General features: G+C 47.7%; 21 protein-coding genes and 1 other RNA gene. 13 read left to right on the top strand and 9 right to left on the bottom strand.

What is annotated here, in order from left to right:
• Window positions 1-3: 3 nt before the first annotated feature.
• The 6 genes from VNK96_01410 to VNK96_01385 form a co-directional block, all read right to left on the bottom strand.
• Window positions 4-909 carry a prepilin-type N-terminal cleavage/methylation domain-containing protein gene (locus tag VNK96_01410; protein ID HWP30372.1) on the bottom strand — a complete coding sequence of 302 codons (906 nt, stop codon included), beginning with the start codon at window positions 907-909 and terminating at the stop codon, window positions 4-6.
• Window positions 910-1,025: 116 nt separating this feature from the next.
• Entirely contained in the window at window positions 1,026-1,943 is a 918-nt protein-coding gene (locus VNK96_01405; protein HWP30371.1) for a DUF1559 domain-containing protein, read from the bottom strand.
• A 202-nt stretch (window positions 1,944-2,145) separates the two neighbouring features.
• Window positions 2,146-3,207, bottom strand: coding sequence for a hypothetical protein (locus tag VNK96_01400; protein ID HWP30370.1), 1,062 nt, complete (start codon window positions 3,205-3,207; stop codon window positions 2,146-2,148).
• 415 nt (window positions 3,208-3,622) lie between these two features.
• Entirely contained in the window at window positions 3,623-4,702 is a 1,080-nt protein-coding gene (tgt, locus tag VNK96_01395; protein HWP30369.1) for a tRNA guanosine(34) transglycosylase Tgt, read from the bottom strand.
• Window positions 4,703-4,710: 8 nt separating this feature from the next.
• Complete coding sequence (locus tag VNK96_01390) at window positions 4,711-6,522, bottom strand: M28 family peptidase (GenBank protein ID HWP30368.1); 1,812 nt, start codon at window positions 6,520-6,522, stop codon at window positions 4,711-4,713.
• Between the two features lie 6 nt (window positions 6,523-6,528).
• Window positions 6,529-7,548, bottom strand: a complete 1,020-nt coding sequence (locus tag VNK96_01385; GenBank protein ID HWP30367.1) for a hypothetical protein — start codon at window positions 7,546-7,548, stop codon at window positions 6,529-6,531.
• Between the two features lie 114 nt (window positions 7,549-7,662).
• Here VNK96_01385 and trpD point away from each other — a divergent pair, with 114 nt between their 5' ends.
• The 10 genes from trpD to recR all read left to right on the top strand — a co-directional run bounded on the left by trpD (window position 7,663) and on the right by recR (window position 16,251).
• A complete protein-coding gene (gene trpD / locus VNK96_01380) occupies window positions 7,663-8,691 on the top strand; it encodes an anthranilate phosphoribosyltransferase (protein ID HWP30366.1) in 1,029 nt (342 codons plus the stop codon).
• A 99-nt stretch (window positions 8,692-8,790) separates the two neighbouring features.
• Window positions 8,791-9,576: an indole-3-glycerol phosphate synthase TrpC gene (trpC, locus tag VNK96_01375; protein ID HWP30365.1), complete on the top strand. Its 786-nt coding sequence runs from the start codon at window positions 8,791-8,793 to the stop codon at window positions 9,574-9,576.
• On the top strand, window positions 9,573-10,199 hold the full coding sequence (locus tag VNK96_01370; protein HWP30364.1) for a phosphoribosylanthranilate isomerase: 627 nt from the start codon (window positions 9,573-9,575) through the stop codon (window positions 10,197-10,199). Before trpC ends, VNK96_01370 begins: the two co-directional genes overlap by 4 nt.
• A 333-nt stretch (window positions 10,200-10,532) precedes the next feature.
• Entirely contained in the window at window positions 10,533-11,459 is a 927-nt protein-coding gene (locus tag VNK96_01365) for an ABC transporter ATP-binding protein (GenBank protein ID HWP30363.1), read from the top strand.
• A 16-nt stretch (window positions 11,460-11,475) separates the two neighbouring features.
• On the top strand, window positions 11,476-12,264 hold the full coding sequence (locus VNK96_01360; GenBank protein ID HWP30362.1) for an ABC transporter permease: 789 nt from the start codon (window positions 11,476-11,478) through the stop codon (window positions 12,262-12,264).
• A gap of 1 nt (window position 12,265) precedes the next feature.
• Window positions 12,266-13,591: a tetratricopeptide repeat protein gene (locus VNK96_01355; protein ID HWP30361.1), complete on the top strand. Its 1,326-nt coding sequence runs from the start codon at window positions 12,266-12,268 to the stop codon at window positions 13,589-13,591.
• A 37-nt stretch (window positions 13,592-13,628) separates the two neighbouring features.
• Window positions 13,629-13,727, top strand: an RNA gene (gene ffs / locus VNK96_01350) — signal recognition particle sRNA small type.
• A 16-nt stretch (window positions 13,728-13,743) separates the two neighbouring features.
• Window positions 13,744-15,312, top strand: a complete 1,569-nt coding sequence (gene dnaX / locus VNK96_01345) for a DNA polymerase III subunit gamma/tau (protein HWP30360.1) — start codon at window positions 13,744-13,746, stop codon at window positions 15,310-15,312.
• A 5-nt stretch (window positions 15,313-15,317) separates the two neighbouring features.
• Window positions 15,318-15,650 (top strand): YbaB/EbfC family nucleoid-associated protein, encoded by a 333-nt coding sequence (locus VNK96_01340; GenBank protein HWP30359.1) that lies wholly within the window; start codon window positions 15,318-15,320, stop codon window positions 15,648-15,650.
• Window positions 15,651-15,654: 4 nt separating this feature from the next.
• A complete protein-coding gene (gene recR / locus VNK96_01335; GenBank protein ID HWP30358.1) occupies window positions 15,655-16,251 on the top strand; it encodes a recombination mediator RecR in 597 nt (198 codons plus the stop codon).
• Between the two features lie 180 nt (window positions 16,252-16,431).
• Here the strand turns inward: recR and VNK96_01330 are convergent, their stop codons facing one another.
• The gene (locus VNK96_01330; GenBank protein HWP30357.1) at window positions 16,432-17,877 is read right to left on the bottom strand and encodes a M20/M25/M40 family metallo-hydrolase; all 1,446 of its coding nucleotides are present in this window, start codon (window positions 17,875-17,877) and stop codon (window positions 16,432-16,434) included.
• 376 nt (window positions 17,878-18,253) lie between these two features.
• Window positions 18,254-19,927, bottom strand: coding sequence for a M14 family metallopeptidase (locus tag VNK96_01325; protein ID HWP30356.1), 1,674 nt, complete (start codon window positions 19,925-19,927; stop codon window positions 18,254-18,256).
• 98 nt (window positions 19,928-20,025) lie between these two features.
• Here VNK96_01325 and VNK96_01320 point away from each other — a divergent pair, with 98 nt between their 5' ends.
• From VNK96_01320 to VNK96_01310, 3 genes are all read left to right on the top strand, one after another.
• Window positions 20,026-21,030, top strand: a complete 1,005-nt coding sequence (locus VNK96_01320; GenBank protein ID HWP30355.1) for a hypothetical protein — start codon at window positions 20,026-20,028, stop codon at window positions 21,028-21,030.
• Window positions 21,031-21,113: 83 nt separating this feature from the next.
• On the top strand, window positions 21,114-23,426 hold the full coding sequence (locus VNK96_01315) for a glycosyltransferase family 4 protein (protein HWP30354.1): 2,313 nt from the start codon (window positions 21,114-21,116) through the stop codon (window positions 23,424-23,426).
• Between the two features lie 34 nt (window positions 23,427-23,460).
• Window positions 23,461-25,113 carry a ribonuclease J gene (locus VNK96_01310; protein ID HWP30353.1) on the top strand — a complete coding sequence of 551 codons (1,653 nt, stop codon included), beginning with the start codon at window positions 23,461-23,463 and terminating at the stop codon, window positions 25,111-25,113.
• Between the two features lie 4 nt (window positions 25,114-25,117).
• On the opposite strand, the gene VNK96_01305 is transcribed toward VNK96_01310, so the two are convergent.
• Window positions 25,118-25,594 carry a DinB family protein gene (locus tag VNK96_01305; GenBank protein HWP30352.1) on the bottom strand — a complete coding sequence of 159 codons (477 nt, stop codon included), beginning with the start codon at window positions 25,592-25,594 and terminating at the stop codon, window positions 25,118-25,120.
• Between the last annotated feature and the right edge of the window lie 8 nt (window positions 25,595-25,602).

Below are 25,602 nucleotides of genomic sequence, written 5' to 3'. Positions count from 1 at the left end.
CCGTCACGGTTCGTTCGGGTCATACGTGGGGCGGAAGAGGTAGGGATGGCTGTAATTTCCGAAAGTCTCTCGCCAATAGTCCGTAGGTATCCCTTCGCTGTCGTACTGAGTGTAGGGGTCTATTCGAAAATCCGTGTTGTTAGGGGCGAGTTGCGCTCCGACCTTTCGCCATTTCACGTGGTTATCCACGAAGACGGTTACGATTCCCCCGTTGTGAATCCACATCGAACGTAACGGCAAAAACAAAACTCCGCTGGGGGGGGATTGCGCTCGATAAATGCAAGGCACTGCGTCCTTTTGATAACCGCCAGCCGCATCGCAACGCAATGTGGGATTCGAAAAGGCGAAACCCAAAGGGGAAGCCTCTCCGAACCCTTCCCATAACAAGATCACATCGCTCGTCGCTATGACGTTCGAAGCGTTATAGCGATGAAGCAGTCCATTGTAGGTGTAACTCGTTTCGCGAGGTTCTCTGCCAGGCTTCTTTTGGGAATAGTTGACGTTGTTCAATCGGACTTGAGGTGCGGAGAGGCAGTCGTAAATTTGTGTATTTTGAATGTAGGGCTGAATGGAGTTCGACCAGTGATGGCGTTGGAGTTCATCGTATAAATTTTGAGAGACGCCAGCCCAGTCGTTAGAAGTTCGCCAATCCCAAGGGAAAGCGTAGAACCTGTCCCAATAATAAAAATCCTTTTCTGGAATATATGCCATTGCGAGGGGGAAACGGTCGTTATTTTCGCTCAAGTATAAGCCCATTGCGTTTCCGAGTTGGGAAAGGTTTGTCGTGCAATTCGTCTGTCGAGCCTTCTCTTTGGCGTTTTGAAAAACGGGAAATAGAATTGCTGCCAAAATCCCGATTATCGCAATAACGACGAGCAATTCGATTAATGTAAATGCCTTGCGATTCATAGTTTTCTTCCTGATTTCCGCTTCTTCAGTTCTTATCTTCGGCGATTTTTTCTCTCTATGGAGAAAAAACCTCTGCGCACGAGGCTGTGCGCAGAGGTTATAAGGTTCAACTCCTTTTAATCTTGGAAGTCATACTCTGGACGGAAGAGCCAGGCATGATAGCCATATCCTCCACCGCCATAGTATTCAGCCCAGTAATACGCTGGGAATCCTTCCGAGTCGTATCCGGTATAGAAATCCACACGCCAGTCGGTCATTTGCGGGTTGATTTGTGCACCCATTCTTCGCCACTTCGCACGTGAATCTGCAAACGTAGCGAGGACACCTCTGTTGTGAATCCATATCGGACCGTCAATTACGAACATTGGAAGACCAGGGTCGCTCTGCGGTTTGTAGATACAAACTCCGTTGATTTCGTTATAGTTCGTATCACAAAGCAAGTTCGGGTTCGAAAGAGCGAAGCCGAGCGGGGATGCTTTGCCTCGTCCTTCCCATCCGACAACGAGCATGGACGGATTCACGATTCCGGATGAATTGAATCTATGTAATGCACCGTTATAGGAATAGGCTACTTCCGCAGGGTTTCTCCCGGCTTTCTTGTTGTTGTAGTTCACACCGCTTAGACGGAACACGGGTGCCGAAGGACAGTCATACACACCATAGTTCTGGATGTACGGCTGAGTCGAGTTCGACCAGTGCATTTTCTGCAGTTCGTCGTAGTAGGTTTGGTCGCCACTCCACGAACCGCTGTGCTCTGTTCTCCAGTTCCACGGTACGGCGTGATAGAAGTTCCACATCCACTGGAATGTCCCACTACCTTTCGGCTGTGCAGACATCGACAGTGGCCAACGGTCATCCCAGTCTCCGAGATACTGGTTGAAAGCTTTGCCCCACTGACTCAGGTTGTTCGTACAGGAAGTCTGTCGGGCTTTTTCTTTCGCCTGCTGGAAGACGGGGAAGAGAATTGCTGCGAGAATCGCGATAATGGCTATCACGACGAGCAGCTCAATGAGCGTAAACGCTTTGCGTCGCATTGCGTATCCTCCTTATTTATGTATTAGAACTATTACTTATGTATCAGACTTGGAGGGCGAATGCACTCCACAGGGCAGTCTCCCACCCTGAGGTCATGATATCACAAAAACGGGAAAATCTGCGGTTTTCCCGCCTAATAAAGATGACGGGTTTTCTCCTCGGTTCGTTCCACCGGGAAGAAAATTTTGGCTAGGGCTCCTTCTATTTCGGGCTTCCTCGTTCTGTGTAATTGTTGAAATCGAATACGTATTTCCACCAATTATTCTGCCGCCCGTCTGCGTTGACCCCGGGAGCTTTCGGGAGGCGCGTGAACCACCACTTCATATAATTTCGATGGTAATCCGGTCCACCCCATGCCTCACAATTGATTTTTTTCGTTTTCCCCGTGAGTTTCGGATAGTTCAGCCAATCGTCCGCACTGCTCTCTACGAAGCGCGGGTTTGCGTAATCGTAATCTTTTTCCGCGTTAGGAGGATAATGACACGTACCGCATGCCGCGACTCCGTTCGATTGTGTTGCGTTTGCTGCGAATTTCGCCCAATTGTGTTCTAACTTGTTTACTTCCCAACCTCCGTAGATGCGCGCCATCGTCGCTTCAGTTCGATGACATAAATCGTGCAGCATTTCCGCAACGCCACGTTCGTAATTGAATCCCATTATCGCAAAAGGCTTTTTCGTGGGCACTTCTGGATACACCCCCCCGTTGATATAAAACGCGCCAGGACCTGCCATTGCGGATTCCCAATATCCGAAATAAGGAGCGCCGAAAATCCATATCTCGTCTATTTCTCCGCTATCGATTTTAGGTAGAAGCCCCGATTCTCGCATAACGCGCGAATAATCCAATTCGTCGGGTTCATGCCATCCCTTTCCCTCTGCACGACATTTGAGATACGTTTCCATGTTGTAAATAAAACCGTCTTTTTTAGGAGGGAATGCGTCGATGTCTTTCCAATAAACAATCGCGAATTCGATGAAATTACCGCTCGCCAATTTGATATCCGCTGCATATTCCTCTGCCAATTTTCTCGGGTCGTTCCATCCGCAAAATTCGTGAAGCGGCTTGTGTTCCGATGGAACGATGGGGTCGAAATTAAGGACAGCGACCTTGACTAGAATCGGCTGATTGCCTACGGAACGTTTCTGCTGAGGGGATTGCTTTCTCGTAGGAACGGTTTTGGGTTCGATAGGCTTTCTTTGAGAATAAGCGATAGACGGGAATTGAGCAAGGAAGAAAAAGGCAATAACGATAATCCAGTGCATAGTAAAAACCTCTTTAGTCTGACGAATGTAGGGGTTTATTGTATCACTTTATCGGCTGAATTTTATTTATTGTGTTACTTACAGGGGAGATTATGAAAATCCGGGGCGATAAATAAGATGAATTTATGAATAACCCGGTTCCCCTTCGAGCGCAGCGAAGAGGGGGAACCTTTAAAGGAGGGGGTGAAATTCTTTTTCTTTCAAAACTGAGCGTACATTATTTTTATGCCTCAACAGCTCCTGCTGTTGAGGCTTTATTTCGACCCCCTCCGTAAGGTTCCCCCTGCTTACGCAAGGGGAACCGTAATACAAACAAATTCCACAAAAAAGCCTATTCCGAGTTCACATGCTTCGTTTATTCGTTTACAACCGTTGCATAGAAGGCACGACTCGATGTTCAAATCGGAAAGCGCGTTTAGCAATTTTTATATCGCTCTTCCAACCAATTCCACTTATCCTCTCGAATAGCCATTCTAATTTCTCGCATGAGTCGTTCGTAGAAGGCTAAATTGTGCAATGAGGCGATGCGGGCAGCCAATGGTTCACCAATCTTGAAAAGATGATGCAGGTAAGCAGAGGAAATTTTCGCGGTAAGGGGAAAAACGCTTTCCGGGTCCCACGGTGCATCTAAACTCGCGAAACGAGAATTCGTGATATTCACGATTCCTGAAAGTGTGAATAAAGCGTGATGTCTTCCCATTCGTGTGGGAAGAACGCAATCGAACAAGTCAACTCCGCATCGAACTGCGTGAATGATATCTGTCGGTTTCCCCATACCCATCAAATATCTCGGTTTATCTTTCGGCAAGAGGGGGGCGGAAAACTCGACGATTCGATGCTGCCATACTTTCGATTCTCCGACACTGACCCCCCCGATGGAAAAACCGTCGAAGGGCATGCTCGTGATTTCTTCGATGGATTTTTTTCGCAAATCCTCGTAAATCCCCCCCTGCGTAACTCCGAATAGGATTTGATTTTCTTCTCTTGCGTTCAAACTTCTCTGCGCCCATCGGGTCGTGCGTTCCACCGCAAGGGAGATTTCCTCCTTCGATGCCGGATGAGCAGGACAGATATCGAGCGCGACGGAGATATCCACACCCAATATTTTTTGAAACTGCACCGCTTTTTCTGGAGTGAGTTTATAAAGCGTTCCGTCTATATGGGACCGAAACTCTACCCCCCCTTCGTGAATTTTTCTCATTTTCGCGAGGCTCATGATTTGAAAGCCACCGCTGTCCGTGAGAATCGGTTTATTCCAATTCATGAATTTATGCAACCCGCCGAAGCGTTTCATGAATTCTTCGCCAGGGCGGAGCAAAAGGTGATAGGTGTTGCAAAGAATCAGTTCGTAGCCTAACTTTTCGATGTCTTCGGGGGAGAGTGTCTTCACGACACCATACGTACCGACAGGCATGAAGGCGGGAGTCTCGACGGTTCCGTGGGGAAGGTACAGCCTCCCAACACGGGATGCGTTTTCTTTGCTCGACGTTAAGATTTCGAAGTTCAGGCTGCTTTTGTCGAATCCGTATTTATTAAATCAATGGCTTCTGGAGTAATCGTGATTTCGATCTCTTTGCCATTGCGAACGATTTTCACTTTTACAGGCTTTCCGGGCTCTGCGGTTTCGAAAATTTCCTGCAGGTCCTCGATGGAATTAATCTTTTTCGTTCCCCATTGAACGATTCTGTCTCCTGCTTTCAATCCTGCTTTTTCGGCGGGCGAATTAGCACTAACGCCTGCAAGCAAAACGCCTGGTTCATTATTGGTGTAATCGGGAATCAATCCGACACGAACACGTCTCGTCGTCTCTCCAGTCGGAGATTCTTTCGAAGGAGGCTTGCGTTTCGTTACTTGCTCGCCTTTTTTGAAGGGAAGGAGTTCTTCTTGCTTGTCTACTGCGCGAATGTATTTCGCGACGAGATTTCCGACTTTCGCCATTCCTTCGTAGTTGAGCGCAGGCGCATCATCCGTAGCGCGATGATAGCGTTCGTGCAGCCCGGTATGGAAAAACAACACCGGAATTCCCGCTGCAGCAAAAGCATAGTGGTCGCTGTCTCCTCTCGGACCACCGTTTTTGGCAATTTTGAAACCGTTCGTGAGTTGCGAAACGATGTCTTCCCAAGCGGTCGAAGTCGCTAAACCGTCTAATTCGAGTTTGTCGTCGGTTAGATTTCCTACCATGTCCAAATTGATCATGCAATGCACTGCGTTCAAATCTATGGTGGGGTTTTTCGTGAAATAAAAACTGCCCACGAGACCTAATTCTTCACCGCTGTAGAGTTGAAATACGAGAGTGCGGCGGTTGTCCTTCGTTTGCGCAAAAACTCGAGCGAGTTCTAAAACGGTGGAAGTTCCGCTTGCGTTGTCATCGGCTCCGTTATGAATTTTTTCTGCTGCATCGAGAGCGCCGATATCACCCCATCCTACGTGGTCGTAATGCGCTCCTATGATGATGTATTGATTTTTCAATTTCGGGTCGTTTCCCGGTAGCATCGCCATTACGTTCCTGGCAGTAATTTTTCGTTGTTGGATGTCTACTTTTATTTTCGCTTTCAATCCTTTTGCGAATCCTCTTGGAACGTATCCCGAAGCGGCGGTTTTTCGTGCTTCCTTGTATTTCAAACCGCTCACTTTTTCGAATAGGTTCGCAGTAATGGCGACTGCAACGAGACCGGCATCACGAGAGATGCTTCGAGTTCTCGTCACGCGCATGAGCGGATAACTGTCCTCTTCGATAGGTCCTGCGAAAATCATCCCCACTGCGCCTTTTTCCTTCGCGATTCGAGAACGCGAATTGTTGTTGAAACGGTCTCCGGGGGCGGCAGGGAAAAGCATCACGATTTTTCCTTTTACGTCGAGTCCTTCGTAATCATCTCGGTTTTCGCTCACGCGCCCTTCACCGACGAAAACGACTTCTGCTTCGACGGGTGTTTTTTCTACTGAGCCATAAACTGGATTGAAATCCTTGTTCGGTTCAGCGGTGACTTTTTTCGCGGTGGAAGTCGTGAAAGTCAGTTCGCATTCCGGACCTGCTTCCCCCCCGTAAGTTATCGGGAATTCTTGAAAATAACTTCCGTTGGGTCCTGCTGGTTTGAGACCGTGGTCTTTGAACCATTTCGCAATGTAATCTCCCGCAGCGCGTTCGCCTTCCGTTCCACTCATGCGACCTTCCAATTTATCCGAAGCCAAAAAATCCACGTGGGAACGAAGTGCTGAGGCAGAAATTAAAACGTCATTATCCGAATGAATAATATGGGGGGGCAGATTCGAAAATGCAAAAAGATGAAGGCTCGTTAATAAAAAGAAAACGTTCATGAATAATTACTCCTTCCAGTCGGCGACGAATATATTCGTTTCACCCTGGACTTTGCCGTTTCGATTGCTCGCCCATACCAGGCGTTTTCCATCGCGAGTGAACATTGGGAAGCCATCGAATTCTGGTGTATAAGTTATCCGTTTTAAGTTCTTCCCGTCAATACCGATGATCCAGAGGTCGAACTCGCGCCCCTTGGGGTCGCCGTAATTGCTCGAGAAAATGATTCTTTTACCGTCCGGGTGGAAAGATGGTGCGAAGGAGGCAGCGCCGAGTCGAGTGATTTGCCTTTTATGGCTTCCATCTGCATCCATAACCCAAATTTCGAGTTTGGTCGGGCGCACCAAACTGTTTTTTAGGAGTTCGATGTAGTCCTCTTTTTGCTCCTTCGAGCGGACATCCCCTCTGCGAAACGCGATGAGTTTACTGTCCCAACTTATGAAAGGTCCTCCGTCATAACCCAATTCGTGGGTAAGTCTTTGGATATTTTTCCCATTCAAATCACCGCGGTAAATCTCGAGGTCTCCGTTCATTGTGCTCGTGAACACCATAAAAGACCCGTCTGGAGCAATCGTGGTTTCGGCGAAATAGCCAAGCTCTTCGATAAGCATGCGCCGATTGCTACCGTCGGATTTCGCCCGAAAGATTCGAAAATAAGGATTCACAGCCCACACGTAACCTTTCGAACGGTCAGGCTTTGGGGCGGGCCCTTCATCCCACCAATCCGTAGAACTGTAAACGATTTCGTCTGTCCCGGGAATGAAAAATCCGCATGTACAGCGCCCTTTTCCTGTGGAGACAAGGGTTTTTCCCGAACCGTCTGCATTCATGATCAGTATTTGTTCATCGGGCCATTCGGGTTGAGTGGATTGGTAAATCAGTTTCGTGCCCTCGAGATTCCAATACGCCTCTGCATTTTGCCCACCGAAGGTCAGTTGGCGTATGTTTTCGAGATGGAATTCCTGAGGGTGACGAAGAGAGGGCGCATCATTTTGAGAGAAAAAGAATGCGAAGAATAAACTTATCATTTGGAATTTTTAGACTACCTACTGGATGACAGACTTTTGTGTTCACCGGTCGAAATGCGGTATTCGAGCAAAGAAGTCGTTAGGAACAATGCCTCTAAGCATATAATTCTAAAAATGACCATTGTCGAAGCGATCGAGAGGGTCGCAAATAGAAAAAGCCTTAAGGAAAGCGAAGCGAGGGAAGTCATGGCGCAAGTCATGGATGGAGAGGCGACGCCTTCTCAGATTGCTGCCCTGCTCGTCGCCCTTCGAATGAAAGGGGAAACCGAAACCGAGATGGTGGGATTCGCAAGAGAGATGCGGGCACGGGTTCTGCCAGTCAAAACGAAGCATTCGATTATCGTGGACACATGCGGCACGGGCGGGGACTGCGTCAAAACTTTCAATCTCAGTACCGCAGCCGCGATTGTCGCATCCGCGGCAGGCGCTGTTATCGCCAAACACGGCAACCGGGCAGTCACAAGTCGCTGTGGTAGTGCGGATGTGCTGGAGTTTTTAGGAGTGAATCTCAACCTCGGCCCCTATGAAGCAGGGAAGTTATTAGACGAAATCGGATTGGCATTTCTTTTCGCTCCGAATTATCATCCTGCAATGAAGCACGCGGCAACCCCCCGCAAGGAGATGAAATTGCGTACAGTCTTCAATTTGCTCGGACCATTGACGAATCCGGCGGGTGCGGATAGGCAACTCATTGGAGTTTTTTCACCTGCTTTGGTGCCGAAATTGGGAAATGTTTTGAAGCGGTTAGGAGCAAAACGAGCAGTCGTCGCGCATGGAAAGATAGGAATTGATGAGGTTTCTCCGATTGGAAGTACATGTATGGTGATTTACGATGGAAATCGTATAAGTGACCGGGAAATGGCTGCAACGGATTTCGGAATCGAACCGCCTTCGCTCGCTGAAATTGCTGCCGTAGAAAGTGTCGAAGGAAATGCATTGAAACTGCGCCGCGCGTTGACAGATGTGCATTCTCCGGAGGCTCGAGCAGTGTTGCCGGGTGCCGGAGTCGCGCTATGGTTAGCGGAAAAAGCTGAGTCGTTTTCGGAGGGGGTGAAGATCGCCTCGAAAGCAATCGAAAGCGGGAAAGCCCATGAAAAATTGGAACGACTGATTCGTTACTCGAATGAATTTGCAACTCAATAAAGTTCTTTCTCTTCGAAATTACATATCAGAAGTATCGATTTACTTGTTTGCACTCGGTATCTTGAAGTTGACTGATTCGAATCGGGATTTTTGAACAAAGTGAATATTCTCGAGAAAATTATTGAAACGAAGCAAGAAGAAATCCTTGCGTTGAAATCGAGTGTGTCGTTGCAAGCGCTCCGTAAGCGCGCGGAAGAAGCAGAACCGGTTCGCGGTTTTTTAAGACGGTTACAAAAAGACGCGAAGCCTATCGCGCTCATCGGAGAGGTGAAGAAAGCGAGCCCGAGTCGTGGTGTGCTCGTGGAACATTTCGATGTAGCGCAGATTGCGACAAATTACGAAAGAGGGGGGGCGAGTTGTTTGAGCGTTCTCACGGATGAGCGGTATTTTCAAGGAAGTCTCGAGAATTTGAAACAAGCGAAGAAAGTGACTAACTTGCCTATTCTTCGAAAGGATTTTTTGATCGACGAGATTCAAATTCTCGAATCGCGAGCAGAAAGTGCAGATGCAATCCTTTTAATCGTCGCTGCGTTCGAAGATTATAATAAAATGAAAGCGTTGCATGATTTGGCATTACAACTCGGGATGGATGTTTTAGTCGAAGTGCACACCGAAAAGGAAATGGAAATCGCAGCCAATTTAGAAGCGCGGTTGATTGGAATCAACAATCGAGATTTGACGACTTTTTCCACTGACTTGGAAACGTCTGTGCGCCTCGCAAAAGTAGCCCCCCCGAAGGCTTTTTTAGTGAGCGAGAGCGCGATTTGGACGAGGGAAGATGTCGAGAAACTGTCCGAAGCGGGTATCAAGGCGGTTTTAGTCGGAGAAAGTTTGATGACGAAATCGGATATCGCGCAAGGAGTAAGGGAGTTGTTGGGGAAATGACGAGAGTGAAGATTTGCGGACTTACGCGTAGAGAAGACGTGGAATGTGCATTAGAAGTGGGGGCACACGCTTTGGGTTTCGTTTTCGAAGAGACGAGCCCACGCTATGTCTTTCGATACGTTACGAACATAGAAGAACTCGTTCCGAGAGTTCCCTTCGTAACGAGAGTTGCCGTCTTCGGTAAATTGCCGAAGCCTCTTCCTGATTTCCTTTTTTCACCCCTGTTCGACGCGATTCAGTTCGTAGAAGGGGAACTAACGGGATGGAATCGAATGGTATTTCGAGTTGTCCGAATTGACAAAGACCAAGTGCTAAATCAAGATTCGCTTATTGCGCCAGATGCCCTCGTTTTGGACACTTATGCTCCTGACCAGTTCGGTGGTACCGGGAAACAGATGGATTGGGAAGTTGCGAAGGAGTTCGTGAGGAAGACGAAGCTTCCTGTCGTGCTTGCAGGAGGGCTGACACCCGAGAACGTCCGGGCAGCGGTAGAGAAGGTGCGCCCTTTCGGGGTGGATGTGAGTAGCGGCGTAGAAGACTTACCTGGAGTAAAGAATCCAGTGAAGATTTCAACGTTCATAGAGAACGTCCGGATGGTAGACATGGGGGTATCCGGAGCCTAAATAAAAAGTGCGGGAACGCCGAAAGGAGAGCAAAGCACGTTCCCGCAAAAGTCGCACTTCTTTTTGGAGGCTATGCCTCCTGAGAAGGCTCCTATTATTATGACGATGTTAAACCAGAAAATCAACGGGGATTTTTGAAAAATCACCACTTTTCCCCAGGTTTTCCTGCACTTTTCCCTCTGATTTGCCCTCTTTGGGATCCATAAGACGTCATTTGTGCATATTTTTTTCCGGATTTCGTAGCGGGAAAAGGCAGGTTCTGGGAACCTAAACTCATCCTGGTATACTTATTTATCATAGTTAAAAACCCATTCTCTGGAGGCTTCTGCTCTATTGGATAAAGTTATACAGACCGAAAAACTCACGAAACGCTACGGAAAGGTCAACGTCGTGGACGAAGTAGACCTCGAGGTACATCAAGGAGAAATTTTTGGGTTTTTAGGACCTAACGGTGCAGGGAAAACTACCACCATTAAGATTCTCCTCGATATCATTTATCCGACGTCAGGACGGGCATGGGTACTCGGCAAAGAAATCGGAGATACCTCGATTCACAAGCGACTAAGTTATCTCCCCGAAAAGCCTTATTACTACGAGCACATGACGGGATTGGAATTGCTTCGCTTTTATGCGCGGCTGTTCAATATCCGAGAACCCGAACGAACGAGGCGATGCAAGGTTTTGCTCGAAAAGGTAGGTCTAAAAGACGCCGAATCGAAGCCGATTGCTCAATACTCCAAAGGAATGCAGCAGCGTATCGGTCTCGCACAATGTTTGCTCAATAACCCCGAACTTTTGTTTTTGGACGAGCCGACTGCTGGTCTCGACCCCATCGCCCATGTTGAAATTCGCGATCTGATTTTGCAGATGCGCAACGAAGGAAAGACCGTTTTCGTTTCGAGCCACGAATTGTCCGACGTAGAACGGATTTGCGATCGGGTTGCAATTATCAACTACGGTCGTATCGTGAGACAAGGAAAATTGGACCAGTTACTTGCTGGCGGACGTGTGGAAATTACCGCTGACAATGTTCCCGAAGGAATTGCAGAGAAAATACGTCAGAATGGCGTCATTACCTCTTATGCCAATAAGCGACTCATCGTAGACGCTCCGGACAATTTGGTGACGGATGGCTTTATCGATGCAATTCGTTCCGGTGGGGGAAATATCGTGAGCATCATCCCGCGCAGAAAGCGTTTGGAAGATTTGTTCGTCGAGACCATTACCGGTTCGGATTGGAAAATAACGTCTGCTTCTTGATGCAACAAATAAGACTATGAACCAAGTATTCGCTATAGCAGGAACGACTCTCGGAGAAGCGATTCGAAGGAGAGTCTTATTGATTATTCTTTTCGTAGGTTTGGCATTTATGATTATTGCGCCGAGCCTCAGTGAACTCACCCCGCGAGGAGAGCGCCATGTTTTGATTACGATGACGTTGGCTGTGCTTCGCATTACCGCCGCAATCCTGGCGGTAACACTCACGGTGTATTTGATACCGAACGAAATCGAAAGACGCACGATTTACACGATTCTTTCGAAACCCGTGCAGCGTTATCAGTTTTTGCTCGGAAAATATTTAGGCAGTGTCGCCGCTTTGACCCTTATGATTGCTCTGATGACGATCGTGCTTCTGGCGGCGTTTCTGTTTTATCAAGGTGCGAGGTCGGATATTGCGCCCATCGTTCGCTCGGCAATCATGTTTATCTTTCAAATGAGTTTGTTGGCAGCCGTAGCGATGTTTTTCTCCACGTTCGTAACTCCTGTCGTGAATTTCTTCCTTACTGGGTTCGTGTACATATTTGGCACCCTTATGAATCCCATTTTCGAGAATCTAACGACTAAAGGTCAATCCACGCTCGTGAAAGGGTTCGCTTGGGTAGCGCATTACATCATCCCGAATTTTCAGAATTTAGACGTTACGCCCGGTGCTGCAATCGAAGCGGCGCAACAGTTGCGAGGAAGCGAATTAAACTTTATGATGTATGGTGTCGTGTATTCGTTCACCTATATCGGTATTTTGCTCGCATTATCCGTATTAGTGTTCGATCGTCGAGAGGTTTAGTATGTCGAAGAAGGCGCGCTTAATTTTATTTATCGTCTTCTTGTTTCTTTTGCAAGGCGCTGTTTCTAAAGTGATGTTTCCGATTTGGAAAAAAAACTACAGCGCAGGAAATGTAGGAGTTACTCCCGGATTGACACCCGACCAACTTTTGGCATCCCTAAGCGGATTGCGGCAATTCGTTGCAGGTTTGCTTTGGGTGCAAGCGGATGAATATTTCGATAGCGGACAATTCGATGCTGTGCTCCCTATGATTCGCATCGTTACATGGCTCGATCCTCGTCAAATCGAGGTGTATTCCACAGGGGCATGGCACATCGCATACAACTTCACGGATGACCAAAGCCGCTCCGATAGACGGTATATCCCTTTAGCGTTGCGATTAGTACAAGAAGGAATAACCCAAAACCCCGATACGTATCGCCTCTATCATGAAATGGGCTGGCTTTATTATCACAAAGTAGACGACGATTACGATAAAGCCGTACGATGGTTTCAGGAATCCGTGAAACATCCTGATGTGCTTCCTTATTTGAGGAGTATTTTATCGAGCGCATATTTGAAGGCTGGGCGATTAGACGATGCCATGAAATGGTATTGGGAAATCGAAAAATACGCAACGAAAGAGTACGAGAAAACCGGTGATGAATACATGCGCATCCTCAAAGACAACATGTCGCAGAATCTGAACAATTTGCTCGTACGTATGGCTGCGCGAGGCGTTTTCGCGAGAAGAGACGGTGTCTACGACAAGATGCCATACGACACCCACAATCCTGTGGATTTGAATTTCACGGTGAAAATCGAAATGATTCAGCCTCGCGTGATGCGCGTAACAGGAACTTGGGGAATTCCCACTACAGGTGCACGTATCCGGATTGTTTTGCGCGAAGCGGACTACGAATTGAAATGGGACCCTGCACCGAGTTTGGATTTCGATTTCGATAAGGGACGAACATATATGCAGGATTCTCTTTATACGCTGAACAACCGTTTCGATAGAAAAATCGATATGAGTCGCAATCCCACGATGTATCCGTTCAAGGCGGACAAATACATCGTCGAATTTTTCTATTCTCCTCGCATGGCGCCGCCTCATATTCAAGATAAACTCGGATGGGATGGTGAAGGAATGACGGATAAGCGATATCTACGAACGGATATTCGCCCCGGAGTGCGTTGTTTGTATGCTCGCTTCGAAGTGCCACGCGATTTTATCGAAAAACGAGGGAATTACAAATATTCTGCAGTATTGAAATCTCCGGGATATGTGGATGTCGTAACTCGTGGCGAGGAAGATGTTATTCGACGCGAAAGTTTAAGAGATTAATCGCTTTTTACCTCATGAACATGCTAACATTATTTCCCGTCGGGAACTGCGCGGCGGAAACTCTTCGAACCCCGCCAGGACCGGAAGGTAGCAACGGTAAGAAGAGCGACCGTGCGACGCACTCTTCCCGACGGTAAAAAGGGAGTTTAGTTTTGTACGTCGCGCTTTATAGGAAATATCGCAGTCAGACATTTTCCGACATCATCGGGCAAGAACACGTTACGAAAGTGCTCCAATCGGCTATCGCGTCTGGACGCATAGCGCACGCTTATTTGTTTACGGGACCGAGAGGTACGGGAAAAACCAGCACGGCGCGTGTTTTCGCAAAAGCATTGAATTGCGAGAAAGGTCCTGCACAAGAACCTTGCAACGAATGCAAACTTTGTGAAGCGATTACTTCAGGCGCAGGTGGGGACGTGATTGAATTGGATGCCGCGAGCGAGGCGGGTGTGGATGAAGTTCGAGAGCACATCGTAGATAGATCTCGCTATGCTCCTATGGAGGGAAGGTACAAGGTTTATATTATTGACGAAGCGCACGATTTATCCTCGAAAGCGTTCGATGCGCTTTTGAAAACTCTCGAAGAGCCCCCCCCTCATGTTCTGTTTATTCTGGCGACGACGGAGTTCAATCGCGTTCCTTTGACCATTCGCAGCCGATGTCAACGATTCGAGTTTCGCAGAGGCTCCATTCAAGAACTCGTGCAAAGACTGGATTATATTTGCAAACAGGAAGGTCTGGAGGCAGAGCCTGCTGCGCTTACGCTCATTGCGAGGATGGCAGATGGAGCCTACCGCGATGCGTTGACACTGTTGGAGCAAGCAGTCGTCACTTCCGATTCGAAAATAACCGCTAAGGATGTCGTACAGCAACTCGGTCTTTTGGATGAAGAGGTTGCGAACGCAATGCTCGTCGCAGCATCGGAAGGGAATATCCGAGAGTTACTTGCGAGCGCAAATGAAGCGATAAGCAGTGGGAAAGAGCCACGCGAGATTTTAGAAAGTTTGCTCTTTCGTTTGAGCGACCTTACCTACACGGCATTTCAAGTTACTAAACAAGAAAGTATTGATACGACACAACGCGCCTCCAACCACGCTCTCGTGCAACAAATCGGCAAAGAAAAGATTCTCGAGTATCGAGCCATTCTCTCCGATGCGCATCGGGAGATTCGCACGGCGAGTTTGCCTCGCTTAGCATTGGAAGTAACTTTGGTTCGTTTAGCTGAGGTGGGAAAAGAGAATTTGAGTGAAATCGAAAAACCTTCCCTCAACATCGCAAAGGAAGAAAAAACGCAGCGAGAAAACCCTCATAAAGAAACGACTTACGAACCTCCCGACGAAAAACTATCGCAAACTTCCTCTGCTGTAGTTGCGGATTCAGCGAATATCCATGCTCTTTGGGAAAGAACAGTGGAGACCCTCAAATCGAAATTCAAATCCGCAGGGGCAATGATGGCACACACGAGCGTAGTGGGAATGGAAGAACGTTGTTTCATCGTTGCTTTTACGAATCGTTTTCAATATGATCGCTTTATGAAGAGTCAAAACATGCAAAAGGCGGTTAAGGATGAATTTATGAGTATCGTGGGGAATACAGATTACGATATTCGTTATGTTTTCGACGATAAGCCTCGTGCGGTAGTTTCTCAGGTAGAATCTCCACTCGCAGGCGAGCCGCTCGCCCGTGCGGTCGAAGAGGTATTACAAGTTAAACCGGAGTAAACAAGATGAAACTTCCGAAAGGTCTCGGTAATTTAGGTTCTTTGATGCAGCAAGCGAAAGAAACGATGGCTCGTGCTCAGCGCATCGAAGAAGAATTGAAATTAGAAGAAATCGAAGTCGAAAAAGCGAATATCAAAGCGAAGTTCAATGGAGCCGGAGAACTGTTGTCTATCAAAATTCCTCCGGAAATGGTGAATCCGAATGATGTAGAAACTTTGGAGGACGCGATAACATTAGTGTTGCGTGAGGGTCAGGCAAAAGTTAACGAACTTCGTGAAAAACGCATGAAAGAATTAGCGACAGGATTGAATCTTCCACCTGGAGTGAATCCGTTTTGATTTTATGATTTACTCGAAACCTTTAGCGAATCTCATCGCACAACTCGAAAAACTCCCTGGAATCGGACCGAAATCAGCACAGCGTCTGGCTTACTATTTTTTGCGTCAGCCCGAAGAAGCGGTAATCCAGCTTGCCGATGCGCTTCGTGAGGCGCGAACGAAGATTCGTTTATGCTCGAAATGCCAAGGTTTCAGCGAGCACGAAGTCTGCGAACTTTGTTCCGATCCCGATAGGGATTCTTCCATTCTTTGCATCGTGGCGGAGGCGAAGGACGTATCTGCCATCGAACGGATGAACAAGTTCAATGGGCTTTATCACGTGTTACACGGGGTTTTGAGCCCTATGGACGGAGTGGGTCCAGAGCAGTTAAAGATTCGAGAACTTTTGGCTCGCATCGAGGGGGGGCACATAAAGGAAGTGATTATCGCGACGAATCCTACGGTGGAAGGGGATGCCACCGCTTTGTATCTCGCACAACTGCTGAAACCGCTCGATATTTCCGTCACGCGATTGGCGCACGGAATCCCCGTGGGGGGGGATTTGGACTTCGCAGACCAAGCGACCCTTTTGAGCGCATTCGAGTACCGACGGGAACTGTAGGAGCGGCGTAAGCCGCGATTTTAGAATTCCCCGAACTTGTAGGAGCGGAAAGCCGCGATTTTAGAATTTAACTGTAGGAGTGGTGTTAGCCGCGATATTTTAATTGCCGAAACCGTAGGAGCGGCGTAAGCCGCGATTTGAGAATTGCCGAATTGTAGGATCGGCGTAAGCCGCGATTTTTTAAAACATCGGTATGAAAGAGGCTAATCTCGATTGCGGCATTCCTGTCCGTTTTTCTCTCGGTAAAAGCGTTTCTGCGCAAGCCATGTTGTATGCGGTAACAGCAGCGGCTACAGAAGATTGCATCAAATATTCCGGAATCGCTTGCTCGTATCTATCGTATTGAGTGTGATGCACGTAAGTGTAATTCGCGCGACCCACTTCATGCCAGAAAAACCCCGGAACGCCTTTTTGATTGAAAGATACATGGTCGCTTCCGCCCCCCCGAGGCATTTGCGGTACGGTTTGAATTTTAACCTGCATTTCCGGAAAGGCTTGATTTACGGGGTCTGTTGCGTGTTTCAGGATTTCCGCCATCGGTTCGATGCACGTTAGCCCACCGCAATAATTCGTCCCTCCGTCGTCAATGAACACAGCCGAAATTTTGTCGAGTTCGTTAGCGTGCTGATTGACGTAGGCGAGAGAACCCAGCAAACCTTGTTCCTCGCCGGTGAAAAGAATGAAGCGAATCGTGCGTTTCGGTTTTGCGCCTGAAACCATCAGCAACCGCGCCGCTTCCAATGCACACATAGTCCCCGTACCGTTATCGCAGCATCCCTGCGAACCAGGTCCATCCCAACTATCCAAATGCCCCCCCACGATTACGATTTCGTCCGGTTTTTCCGTGCCAGGTATTTCAGCAATCACGTTGTATACGGGAACAGGTCCTTTGATGAATCGGTTTTCGATGTCGAATTCTAAAACGACCTTTTTCCCTTTGATGATTTGCTCGACGATCGCGTCGTAATCGCTTTTTCGAATCGTGATGGAAACGTCTTTAGGCAGGTTATTGTAATCCAGATTGCGAAAACTTCCACTGGTGATGACCAATTCGCTTCGCGAGGAAACGACACGACCGGCGATTCCCGCGGCATTCAATGCATCGTTGATTTTTTGTCGCAATTCTCTTTCTTCCTCGGATTGCACGCGTGACGCAGGGCGTCCGACTATCCATGCGCCTTCCAGAAGAGGACGCACTCGCTCGAGTTCTTCCATCGTTCTCGGCTCGAGCACGGCTTGCCCTCGCACGAGACCGTTCGTCCCTGCCGACCAGGCGCGTGTCGTGAATTCGAATTCGCGAACGATCGGTTCGACCATTCGCGCAATCTGCCTTTTCCCTCTTTCGAAGCCGACCGGAATTTCGCCCCATTGCTCTAAATGGCAATTCGAAAGCCCGAATTCTTTGAACTTAGCCAATGTCCACTCGCATGCCCGCTGCAAATTCGGCGAACCTGTGAGGCGCGGACCGATTTCTTGCGTGAGATAGCGGAGATGGTTCATGACTTGATTGTTGTTTTTCCCTTCCTCGATGATTTTCGTGATGACGGCTGGGTCACCATAAGCCCAAGCGAGGATGGCAAACTGGACGAGCGAGAAAAGCGATAAAAGCCGGCTTAGTGTACGCATGGTTTTCCCTCCATAGGGCGGATTCTTTAATACTATACCACTCGAAATTGAATGTACCTGTGCGACTTCTATCTGAGTTCCTTTGATTTATATAAGCCCTGAAAAATACACTGCGATGAATTCCCAGAATAACCCTTATGTTATCCGTATATAAAACTTGAGGTTATTCATCTACAAAACTTGAGGCTATCCATCTGCAAAGCTAGAGGTTATCTGCAAAAGCAGTGCTCGTCTGACATCCTGGTTCTCCTTGCGAAGCAGGGGGAACCTTTGAGGAGGGGGTTTTCTTGTTTGAAAATGCTTGTTCATCTTCGGCAACTCCGCGCCTTCTCTGTTTGCATCATCACTTAATAAAAAGAAGGTCTTTTTGAGTTGTCTAAACTTCCACAGTTTCTGTTACAACCCCGGCTCGGTCATGGCGCGCTGTTAATTTGACGCGCCCTTTCCCTTTGACCGACCATTCGAAAACGTGCCGATGGTCTGTCTCTTGGAAAATCCATCCGAAAGTCGAAGCGGGTATGTGAGAACGCCCTTCTAATTGAGGTCCTTCCTCACGCAAAAGCCCCGACAGCAACTTCATATTTTCAGGAAGTTCGATTTCACCAACCACCCCTCTGCAAAGTTTTCTGTTCAAACCTATTTTCGTGATATAAGTCGGAAGCCAGCCGATGTTATCCACAGCGAAGCGTATCACCGTCGATTCGCCATTTCTAAGCAATTCCACTCGGTGCGTTTTCAATTGTGGAGAAAGCAGTGCTTGCCAAACAATCCATTTCGGAAAACGAGCGACTTCTCGCTCTAAATATTCTGGGGGGGGATTTCGCCATGCATAAAGTCCATCCCAGCCGCCCAACTCGACTTTCCCGAGTTGTGGATGTTCGAATTCGTACCAATCCACATATCCTTTTCCACCCAGTTTTTCATCCGACCATTTCAGAAGCATCTTATCGTGCTCGAAGGGGTGCTCGCGAAACCACTCGATATATTTATAGTCCGTGATTCCGGCTTCGCGTTGCGGAGACCATATTTCTGTAGTCCAAGCGAAAACTCCGCGATGCTCGTACATCCAATCGTCGAAAACGCCTGTAATAACTTCTTTCGGATGATAACGGAATTCGTGATAATTGCTGATGGCGGGATAACCGGTCAATTCCTTTCCTTTATCGCCGATTTTTTGATAGTTCCATAAATCTTCCGCGGGAATGTCTTCATCCGGCATCCTGCTGGGGGGGCGCAGATGAACACCGGAATAGGTATGAAAAGTGACCGCACCGCAGATGTTCGGACGATTCGTAATCGCTTGCACTATTGCGCGGACTTCCGGCTCGCTCGTCGGATAAGGTCCTGCCCCCACCTGTTCGTATTCGAGTCGCCAACCACTCGGGAAATTTCGATTCAGGTCCAAACCCTCTTTGATTTTTCTTCCTCTCAAACGCAGGGGGTCGAAATTGTAAAAACGTCCCTCCGGCATCATCCGGTAGTATTTCCCCCCCGTTTCCGATGGCTCGCGTCGAACCATCAAACGCGGTTCTTCCTCGCTGATTTTCCATGCTCCGTTCGGGTCTTCGATTCGCATACTGAGAATGCGACCATCACCATCGATATCTTCCCGTTCTAATCCGTATGGGTCTTCTTCGTCGTAAGGGTAAGGGCGCGTGCTACTGCGAATGATTTTGGGTTTATCGGCTAACGCCCATTCTGCGCCATCTGGATTCACTCTCGGAACGAGATAAAAAGTACGTGTTTTCAAGGCATGGGTGATCTGCTCGTCTTTTTCGAATTGTGTAACCAAAGTGTGCAGAAGATAGAGAACTGCGGTGCTGGGGCTGACCTCGCTGGCATGAATGTTCCCATCGCACCAAAATGCAGGCTTATTCTCATGACTACCCGTAGAATTGTCAGTAACAGTGACGAGCCAAATGTCTCTGCCTTCGAAACTTTTGCCGATGGATTCGAGTCCTACGAGGGTAGGGAACTCCTGCGAGTAGGCACGGAGTAATGAAGTGAGTTCTTCGTAACGGTAATAACGATGAAAGGAGATATCTGGCATGAGTCGAATTATATATGACTCGCAAAATGACGAGTATTTATTTCATGAGTCTAAATTAGAATTTTATTCGTCTGTATGACTACCGACAATATATGGAAATGGCATTCGAAGACGTACCGCCATCCCTTTGGCAGAACCCGGAGCCGAAGATGAAAAATGGGCACGTGGCGAATCTATTCAAGAGATATCCGGGGAATCCGATATTATCGGCAGCACATTGGCCTTACTCGGCTAATGCCGTTTTCAATGCAGGCGCTGTCCTTCTCGAGGACACGAAAGAAACCCTCCTCCTCGTTCGGGTAGAGGACAGAAGAGGGATATCGCATTTTACGATTGCCAAAAGCCGGGACGGATTCAAAAACTGGGAGATAAACCCCAAACCGTCTTTGTTACCTTACGAGGGTCCTGGTTCTGATGAAAATTGGGGGCTCGAAGACCCTCGAATCGTATATTTACCAAGCATAGGCAAGTATGGGATTTGTTACACAGCGTACTGCCCTATGGGACCCCACGTAAAGTTGGCGTTGACTAAAGACTTTCAGGAGTGGGAACTTTACGGAAGCGTCCATCCTCCGGAAAACAAAGATGCTTCGCTTTTCCCGAAGCAGTTCAAAGGACGGTGGGCGATGATCCACCGCCCAGTTTCCGCTTTCACACGCTCTGCGGATATGTGGATAAGTTTTTCCCCTGACCTCAAACACTGGGGAGACCACCAGATGCTTTTAGAATCTCGTCGTGGGGCTTGGTGGGATGCCTTGAGAATTGGTCTCTCCCCGCCACCTATCGAAACGAAAGAAGGCTGGCTTATCCTTTATCATGGGGTTCGGAGGACCCCTTCGAGCAGTCTCTACCGACTCGGTGCTGCACTGCTGGACCTAGAGAACCCTTGCAAAGTCATCAAGCGGGGAAATGAATGGATTTTTGGGCCCGAAGAGCAGTACGAGAGGGTCGGCGATGTCGGAGACGTTGTTTTTCCTTGTGGCTATACGATTGCACCCGATGGCGACACGATTCGGCTTTATTATGGAGCGGCAGATACCTGTATAGGAGTCGCTGTGGGGAGCATTCGCGAAATTTTGGACTGGCTCCAAGAACAGGTATAATAAAAAAACTTCTTACACGGAAAAATCTGCAATTCTCCGCCTGGATTTTGCGTTAAACAGAGGAAAAAAAGGGAGGTTAGTGTTTGCGCAGAACGAAAGAATTCGTAGCCGAGGCAGTTCTAGCTGTCGTAAGCACATATGTTCCACGTCATTGTGGGATTGCTACATTCGCACGTGACTTAGTACATGCTTATTATTCCGTCCCGAAAATTCGAGCGAAACACGGTCCTATTGTTGCGGCGATTTCCGACCATTTCGGTGAATTTCATTATCCGAAAGAAGTTGCATACGAAATTCGGAAAGAGGTTGCGGATGATTATCGTGTGGCTGCGGAATTTTTGAGTCGTTCTCACGCGGACGTCATCAGCATTCAACACGAATACGGAATTTACGGGGGGGCTGACGGAGAACTGATTTTAGAGTTAGCGCATGCTTTGCGTAAACCTTACACAGTAACTTTGCATACCGTTCTTTCGAAACCCACTCCTAATCAACGCCGAGTCCTTCAGGAATTATGTGATGCCGCGACAATCGTCGTAACGATTTCGAAAGGGGCAATTCCTCTTTTGAAAGACATTTATAACATTGAAGTAGAGAAAATCGTTCATATCCCTCACGGCGCTCCGGATTTACCTTTTACCGACCCTGCTTATTATCAAGAAACTTTAGGTCTCACGGGGCGTTGGGTATTGATGACGTTTGGCCATCTCGGTCCCAGCAAAGGTATAGAAATGGCGCTTCATGCATTAGCGAAATTGGTGAAGGATATCCCTGATGTTACTTATCTCATCGTAGGTGCGACTCATCCCGAATTATTGAAACGCGAAGGTGAGAAGTATCGAGAAAGTTTGATAAAACTCGTCGAAGAATTGAATTTACAAGACCATGTTCAGTTCGTCAATCGTTATCTCGACGATGAAGAGTTGAAGCAATACATACAAGGAGCGGATATCTATATTTCACCTTATCCAGGTGAAGAACAAATTTCGTCAGGTCCATTAACTTACGCAGTCGCTGCTGGAAAAGCAATCATTTCTACTCCCTACGTTGCAGCAAAAGAAATGCTTTCGGATAATCGCGGAATACTCACTCCTTTCAACGACCCGGATGCATTGGCGGAGAATTTAAAGACTCTTATTCAAGACCAACTGCGCAGAGTGCGAATGCGTAAAGCAGCTTATAAGTACGGAAGAACTCTAACATGGGCGAATATCGGGAAAGCATACGCGGCGTTAGTGAATCAAATTTTTCAAAGTGGACGCGCCCCCGCAAGAGTTTTCTCCTTCGTTGGTGGGAAGCCGGCAAAGATTCGTTGGGATTATTTGAAATCTCTCTGCGACGAAACGGGAGTTTTTCAACATGCACGCTATACCATTCCCGACAGGTCGCACGGATACACCACCGATGATAACGCCAGGACGTTGATTGCAGGCTGCCACGATTATCTTCTCAATGGAGATTCGGAAATCAAAGAACTGATTCCACGCACATTGTCGTTTCTTCGTTATGCATATAACCCTGACAACGGAAGAGTTCGAAATTTCATGTCTTTCGAGAGATTCTGGTTGGAAGACATGGGCTCGGAAGACTCGCATGGAAGAACCGTTTGGGCAACCGGCTATGCGACAGCACACGCACCTAAAGGTTATGGCCAAAGAGCGGCGTTCGATTTATTTCACGAAATCTTGCCTGTGTTGAATACTTTCACCAGTCCGCGTGCTTGGGCATTAGCCATACTCGGCATAGACGCCTATCTAACGCGATTTAGCGGCGATTTGCCTGTGCGACGCATGGGGATGACGTTGACGAAAAAACTTCTAAATTTGTACGAAGCGAATCGTCATTATCATCAGCAGAATTGGGTTTGGGTGGAAGACATCTTGGCTTACGACAACGCGCGGATACCCGAAGCATTTATCGCTGCGTCTGCCTGGTCGGAGCTCGATGGTGTATTAGAAGCGGGCTTAGCGTGCGCAGAATGGCTTTTCGAAAATTGCACGAACCCTGAAAATGGACATTTATCGTTAATCGGAAATCGAGGATGGTGGACGCGAGGAAAACAAAAAGCACAGTTCGACCAACAGCCGGTAGACGCGGCAGCGATGGTTGCGTTAGCGAAACGAGCCTATTTGGTAACGAACGACAAAAAATGGCGAGAACGAGCAGAAATAAGTTTCGATTGGTTCTTAGGAAAAAACGATGTCGGACTTCCTCTCGTAGACGAAATAAGCGGAGGGTGCAGAGATGGAATAACACCTCTCGGCATCAATGAAAACATGGGTGCGGAGTCCACTCTCTCTTATCTATTAGCGTCCTTGGACATAGCAAGTCTTTATCTTTCGGAAAAGAAAGAAGACATCGAAGAAATCGGGTTATTGAAAGTTCCGAATCTCTAACCCTTGCATTTCTGATTGCGTTTAAGTCTCAATAATGACAGTGGAACGCGTCGAAATCATCCCTCTCGGAGGATGCGGAGAAATCGGAAAAAATATGACCGTCGTCGGTCTCGACGGGGAATTTTTATTGATCGATGCCGGTTTATCATTCCCTACCGAGGAAATGCACGGTGTGGATATTGTTATTCCCGATACGACTTTTCTCCGCCAGAATAAAGAGCATCTTCGGGCAATTGTGTTGACCCATGGACATGAAGACCATGTAGGCGCTCTGCCTTATATACTTCCCGAATTTCGCGTTCCAGTTTATGGAAGTTTGCTCACTATCGAACTCGTAAAAAGAAAACTTTCCGAACGGATGCCGTTATCCGATTTAGACCTTAGAACGTTTTCACAAGGAAATAGAATCACGATTGGCAATTTCAATTTCGAACCCATTCACGTTACTCATAGCCTTCCCGATAGTTACGCAATAGCGATCCACACCCCCCTGGGTGCCGTTGTCTTTACAGGAGATTTAAAGTTGGATTTCACGCCAGTGGATGGGAGGCTTACAGAAATTTCGCGTTTTGGTGAATTGGGAGACGAAGGTGTTTTGCTTTTGTTGAGCGATAGTACGAATGCAGATACGCCAGGTTGGTCACCTAGTGAAAAATCCGTAGTTCCTGGTTTCGAACGTGTTTTTTCACAGGCACCGGGAAGAATTCTCATTACGACTTTTGCGACGAATCTTCATCGCATCCAACAAGCGCTCGATATTGCTAACGCTTTCGGTAGAAAAGTTGCCCTTGCAGGAAGAAGCATGGAGCAAAATTTCGCGATTGCTCGTGATACGAAACGCCTGCGCGTTCCGAAAGATCTTATGATTCGATTGGAAGACTGCGATATGTATGAAGACCATCAAATCGTCATTCTCACGACCGGTGCGCAAGGAGAACCGCTTTCTGCGTTGAATTTGATGTCGAAAGACGAATATCCTCGCATGCAAATTCGCTCGGGCGATACGGTTATTTATTCAGCCCGTCCGATTCCTGGAAATGAAACCGCCGTTTGGCAGACTGTGAATCGTCTTTTCCGGCAAGGGGCGTGGGTTCTCTATGGTCCCGAAGAAGGTCAGCATGTAAGTGGCCATGCATATCAAGAAGAATTGAAATTGCTTATTAATCTAATGCGACCGAAAGCGATTGCACCGGTTCACGGAGAGCCAAGACATCAATATCACTATTGCCAACTCGCTCGAGAAATGGGTTATACAGAAAGCAACTTGATCGTTTTGGAAAATGGCAATCGTTTGGTGTTGACTCGTGACCGCATCGAATTTGCGGACGATGTAGTTTGCGGGAGAGTATTGGTGGATTCGAGTGGTTATGCGGGCGTTACGGATGACGTTTTGCGCGACCGTCAAAACTTAGCCAACGATGGAGTTGTATTCATCAATGTTGCGATTGATTCGGAGGCAGGGAAAATCATAGGGACACCGGAAATTGTTACGAGAGGAGTCGTAGGGTTGGATGGGGCGATTTTAGATTTGCAAGACGTAATTCTCTCGTCATTGCAAAAGTTATCTCATGCAGAACTTCACGATACTGGCGCGGTTCATCAAGAGGTTTCCGATTTAGCACGAAGATATTTCAAACGCACGTCGAACAAACGACCGTTGGTAATTGCTTCTGTTATCGATGTGTAAATCGTTATTTCCGACTTCGAGACGCTACCCAACGTTTTAATTCTACGAGTTGCCCCAAATGATGTGCCTCGTGCTCCATAGCGAGAAGGATTTCGCGAAGCAGAGTCTCACCTTCCCCCCAAGGAAATGGAGCGAATAAATCTCGTTTTTCGTCTTTGATGAGTTTCTCGAGTTTTTTTCGCCCTTCGAGATATCCTCGTATCGTTTTTTCCCATGCTTCGGCATTCGGCAAAGGTGATTCGTTCCAATACTCGTCGGGGTATACGCGTTCCACATAGGAGTTGTCTTCGTTTTCTATGAATTCGAGGATATCTACGAGCGCTATGCGCATATGTTCGAGGATTTGCCAAGCGCTTCGTTCTGCTCCTGGTGGAATCATCCCGCGCTCTTCTGGCGTAAATTCCGCTACGATGTCATCGAATGTGTCGTATGCTCGACCTCCTTTCAAAAGGTCGAGAAGATGCTTACGAAGTGCGTCCATATTCTAAA

The organism is Fimbriimonadales bacterium (assembly GCA_035559795.1).
Classification (GTDB): Bacteria; Armatimonadota; Fimbriimonadia; order Fimbriimonadales; family ATM1; genus DATMAR01.
Note: the sequence above shows the minus strand (reverse complement) of the source record. Positions and strands in the feature narration are given on the sequence as shown.

Excerpts from the sequence above, each read along its gene's own strand:
- VNK96_01410 (HWP30372.1), bottom strand. The coding sequence starts at position 909 with ATGAATCGCAAGGCATTTACATTAATCGAATTGCTCGTCGTTATTGCG.
- VNK96_01405 (HWP30371.1), bottom strand. The coding sequence starts at position 1,943 with ATGCGACGCAAAGCGTTTACGCTCATTGAGCTGCTCGTCGTGATAGCC.
- VNK96_01400 (HWP30370.1), bottom strand. The coding sequence starts at position 3,207 with ATGCACTGGATTATCGTTATTGCCTTTTTCTTCCTTGCTCAATTCCCG.
- VNK96_01390 (HWP30368.1), bottom strand. The coding sequence starts at position 6,522 with ATGAACGTTTTCTTTTTATTAACGAGCCTTCATCTTTTTGCATTTTCG.
- VNK96_01385 (HWP30367.1), bottom strand. The coding sequence starts at position 7,548 with ATGATAAGTTTATTCTTCGCATTCTTTTTCTCTCAAAATGATGCGCCC.
- trpD (HWP30366.1), top strand. The coding sequence starts at position 7,663 with ATGACCATTGTCGAAGCGATCGAGAGGGTCGCAAATAGAAAAAGCCTT.
- VNK96_01370 (HWP30364.1), top strand. The coding sequence starts at position 9,573 with ATGACGAGAGTGAAGATTTGCGGACTTACGCGTAGAGAAGACGTGGAA.
- VNK96_01360 (HWP30362.1), top strand. The coding sequence starts at position 11,476 with ATGAACCAAGTATTCGCTATAGCAGGAACGACTCTCGGAGAAGCGATT.
- VNK96_01355 (HWP30361.1), top strand. The coding sequence starts at position 12,266 with ATGTCGAAGAAGGCGCGCTTAATTTTATTTATCGTCTTCTTGTTTCTT.
- VNK96_01340 (HWP30359.1), top strand. The coding sequence starts at position 15,318 with ATGAAACTTCCGAAAGGTCTCGGTAATTTAGGTTCTTTGATGCAGCAA.
- recR (HWP30358.1), top strand. The coding sequence starts at position 15,655 with ATGATTTACTCGAAACCTTTAGCGAATCTCATCGCACAACTCGAAAAA.
- VNK96_01330 (HWP30357.1), bottom strand. The coding sequence starts at position 17,877 with ATGCGTACACTAAGCCGGCTTTTATCGCTTTTCTCGCTCGTCCAGTTT.
- VNK96_01325 (HWP30356.1), bottom strand. The coding sequence starts at position 19,927 with ATGCCAGATATCTCCTTTCATCGTTATTACCGTTACGAAGAACTCACT.
- VNK96_01320 (HWP30355.1), top strand. The coding sequence starts at position 20,026 with ATGGCATTCGAAGACGTACCGCCATCCCTTTGGCAGAACCCGGAGCCG.
- VNK96_01310 (HWP30353.1), top strand. The coding sequence starts at position 23,461 with ATGACAGTGGAACGCGTCGAAATCATCCCTCTCGGAGGATGCGGAGAA.
- VNK96_01305 (HWP30352.1), bottom strand. The coding sequence starts at position 25,594 with ATGGACGCACTTCGTAAGCATCTTCTCGACCTTTTGAAAGGAGGTCGA.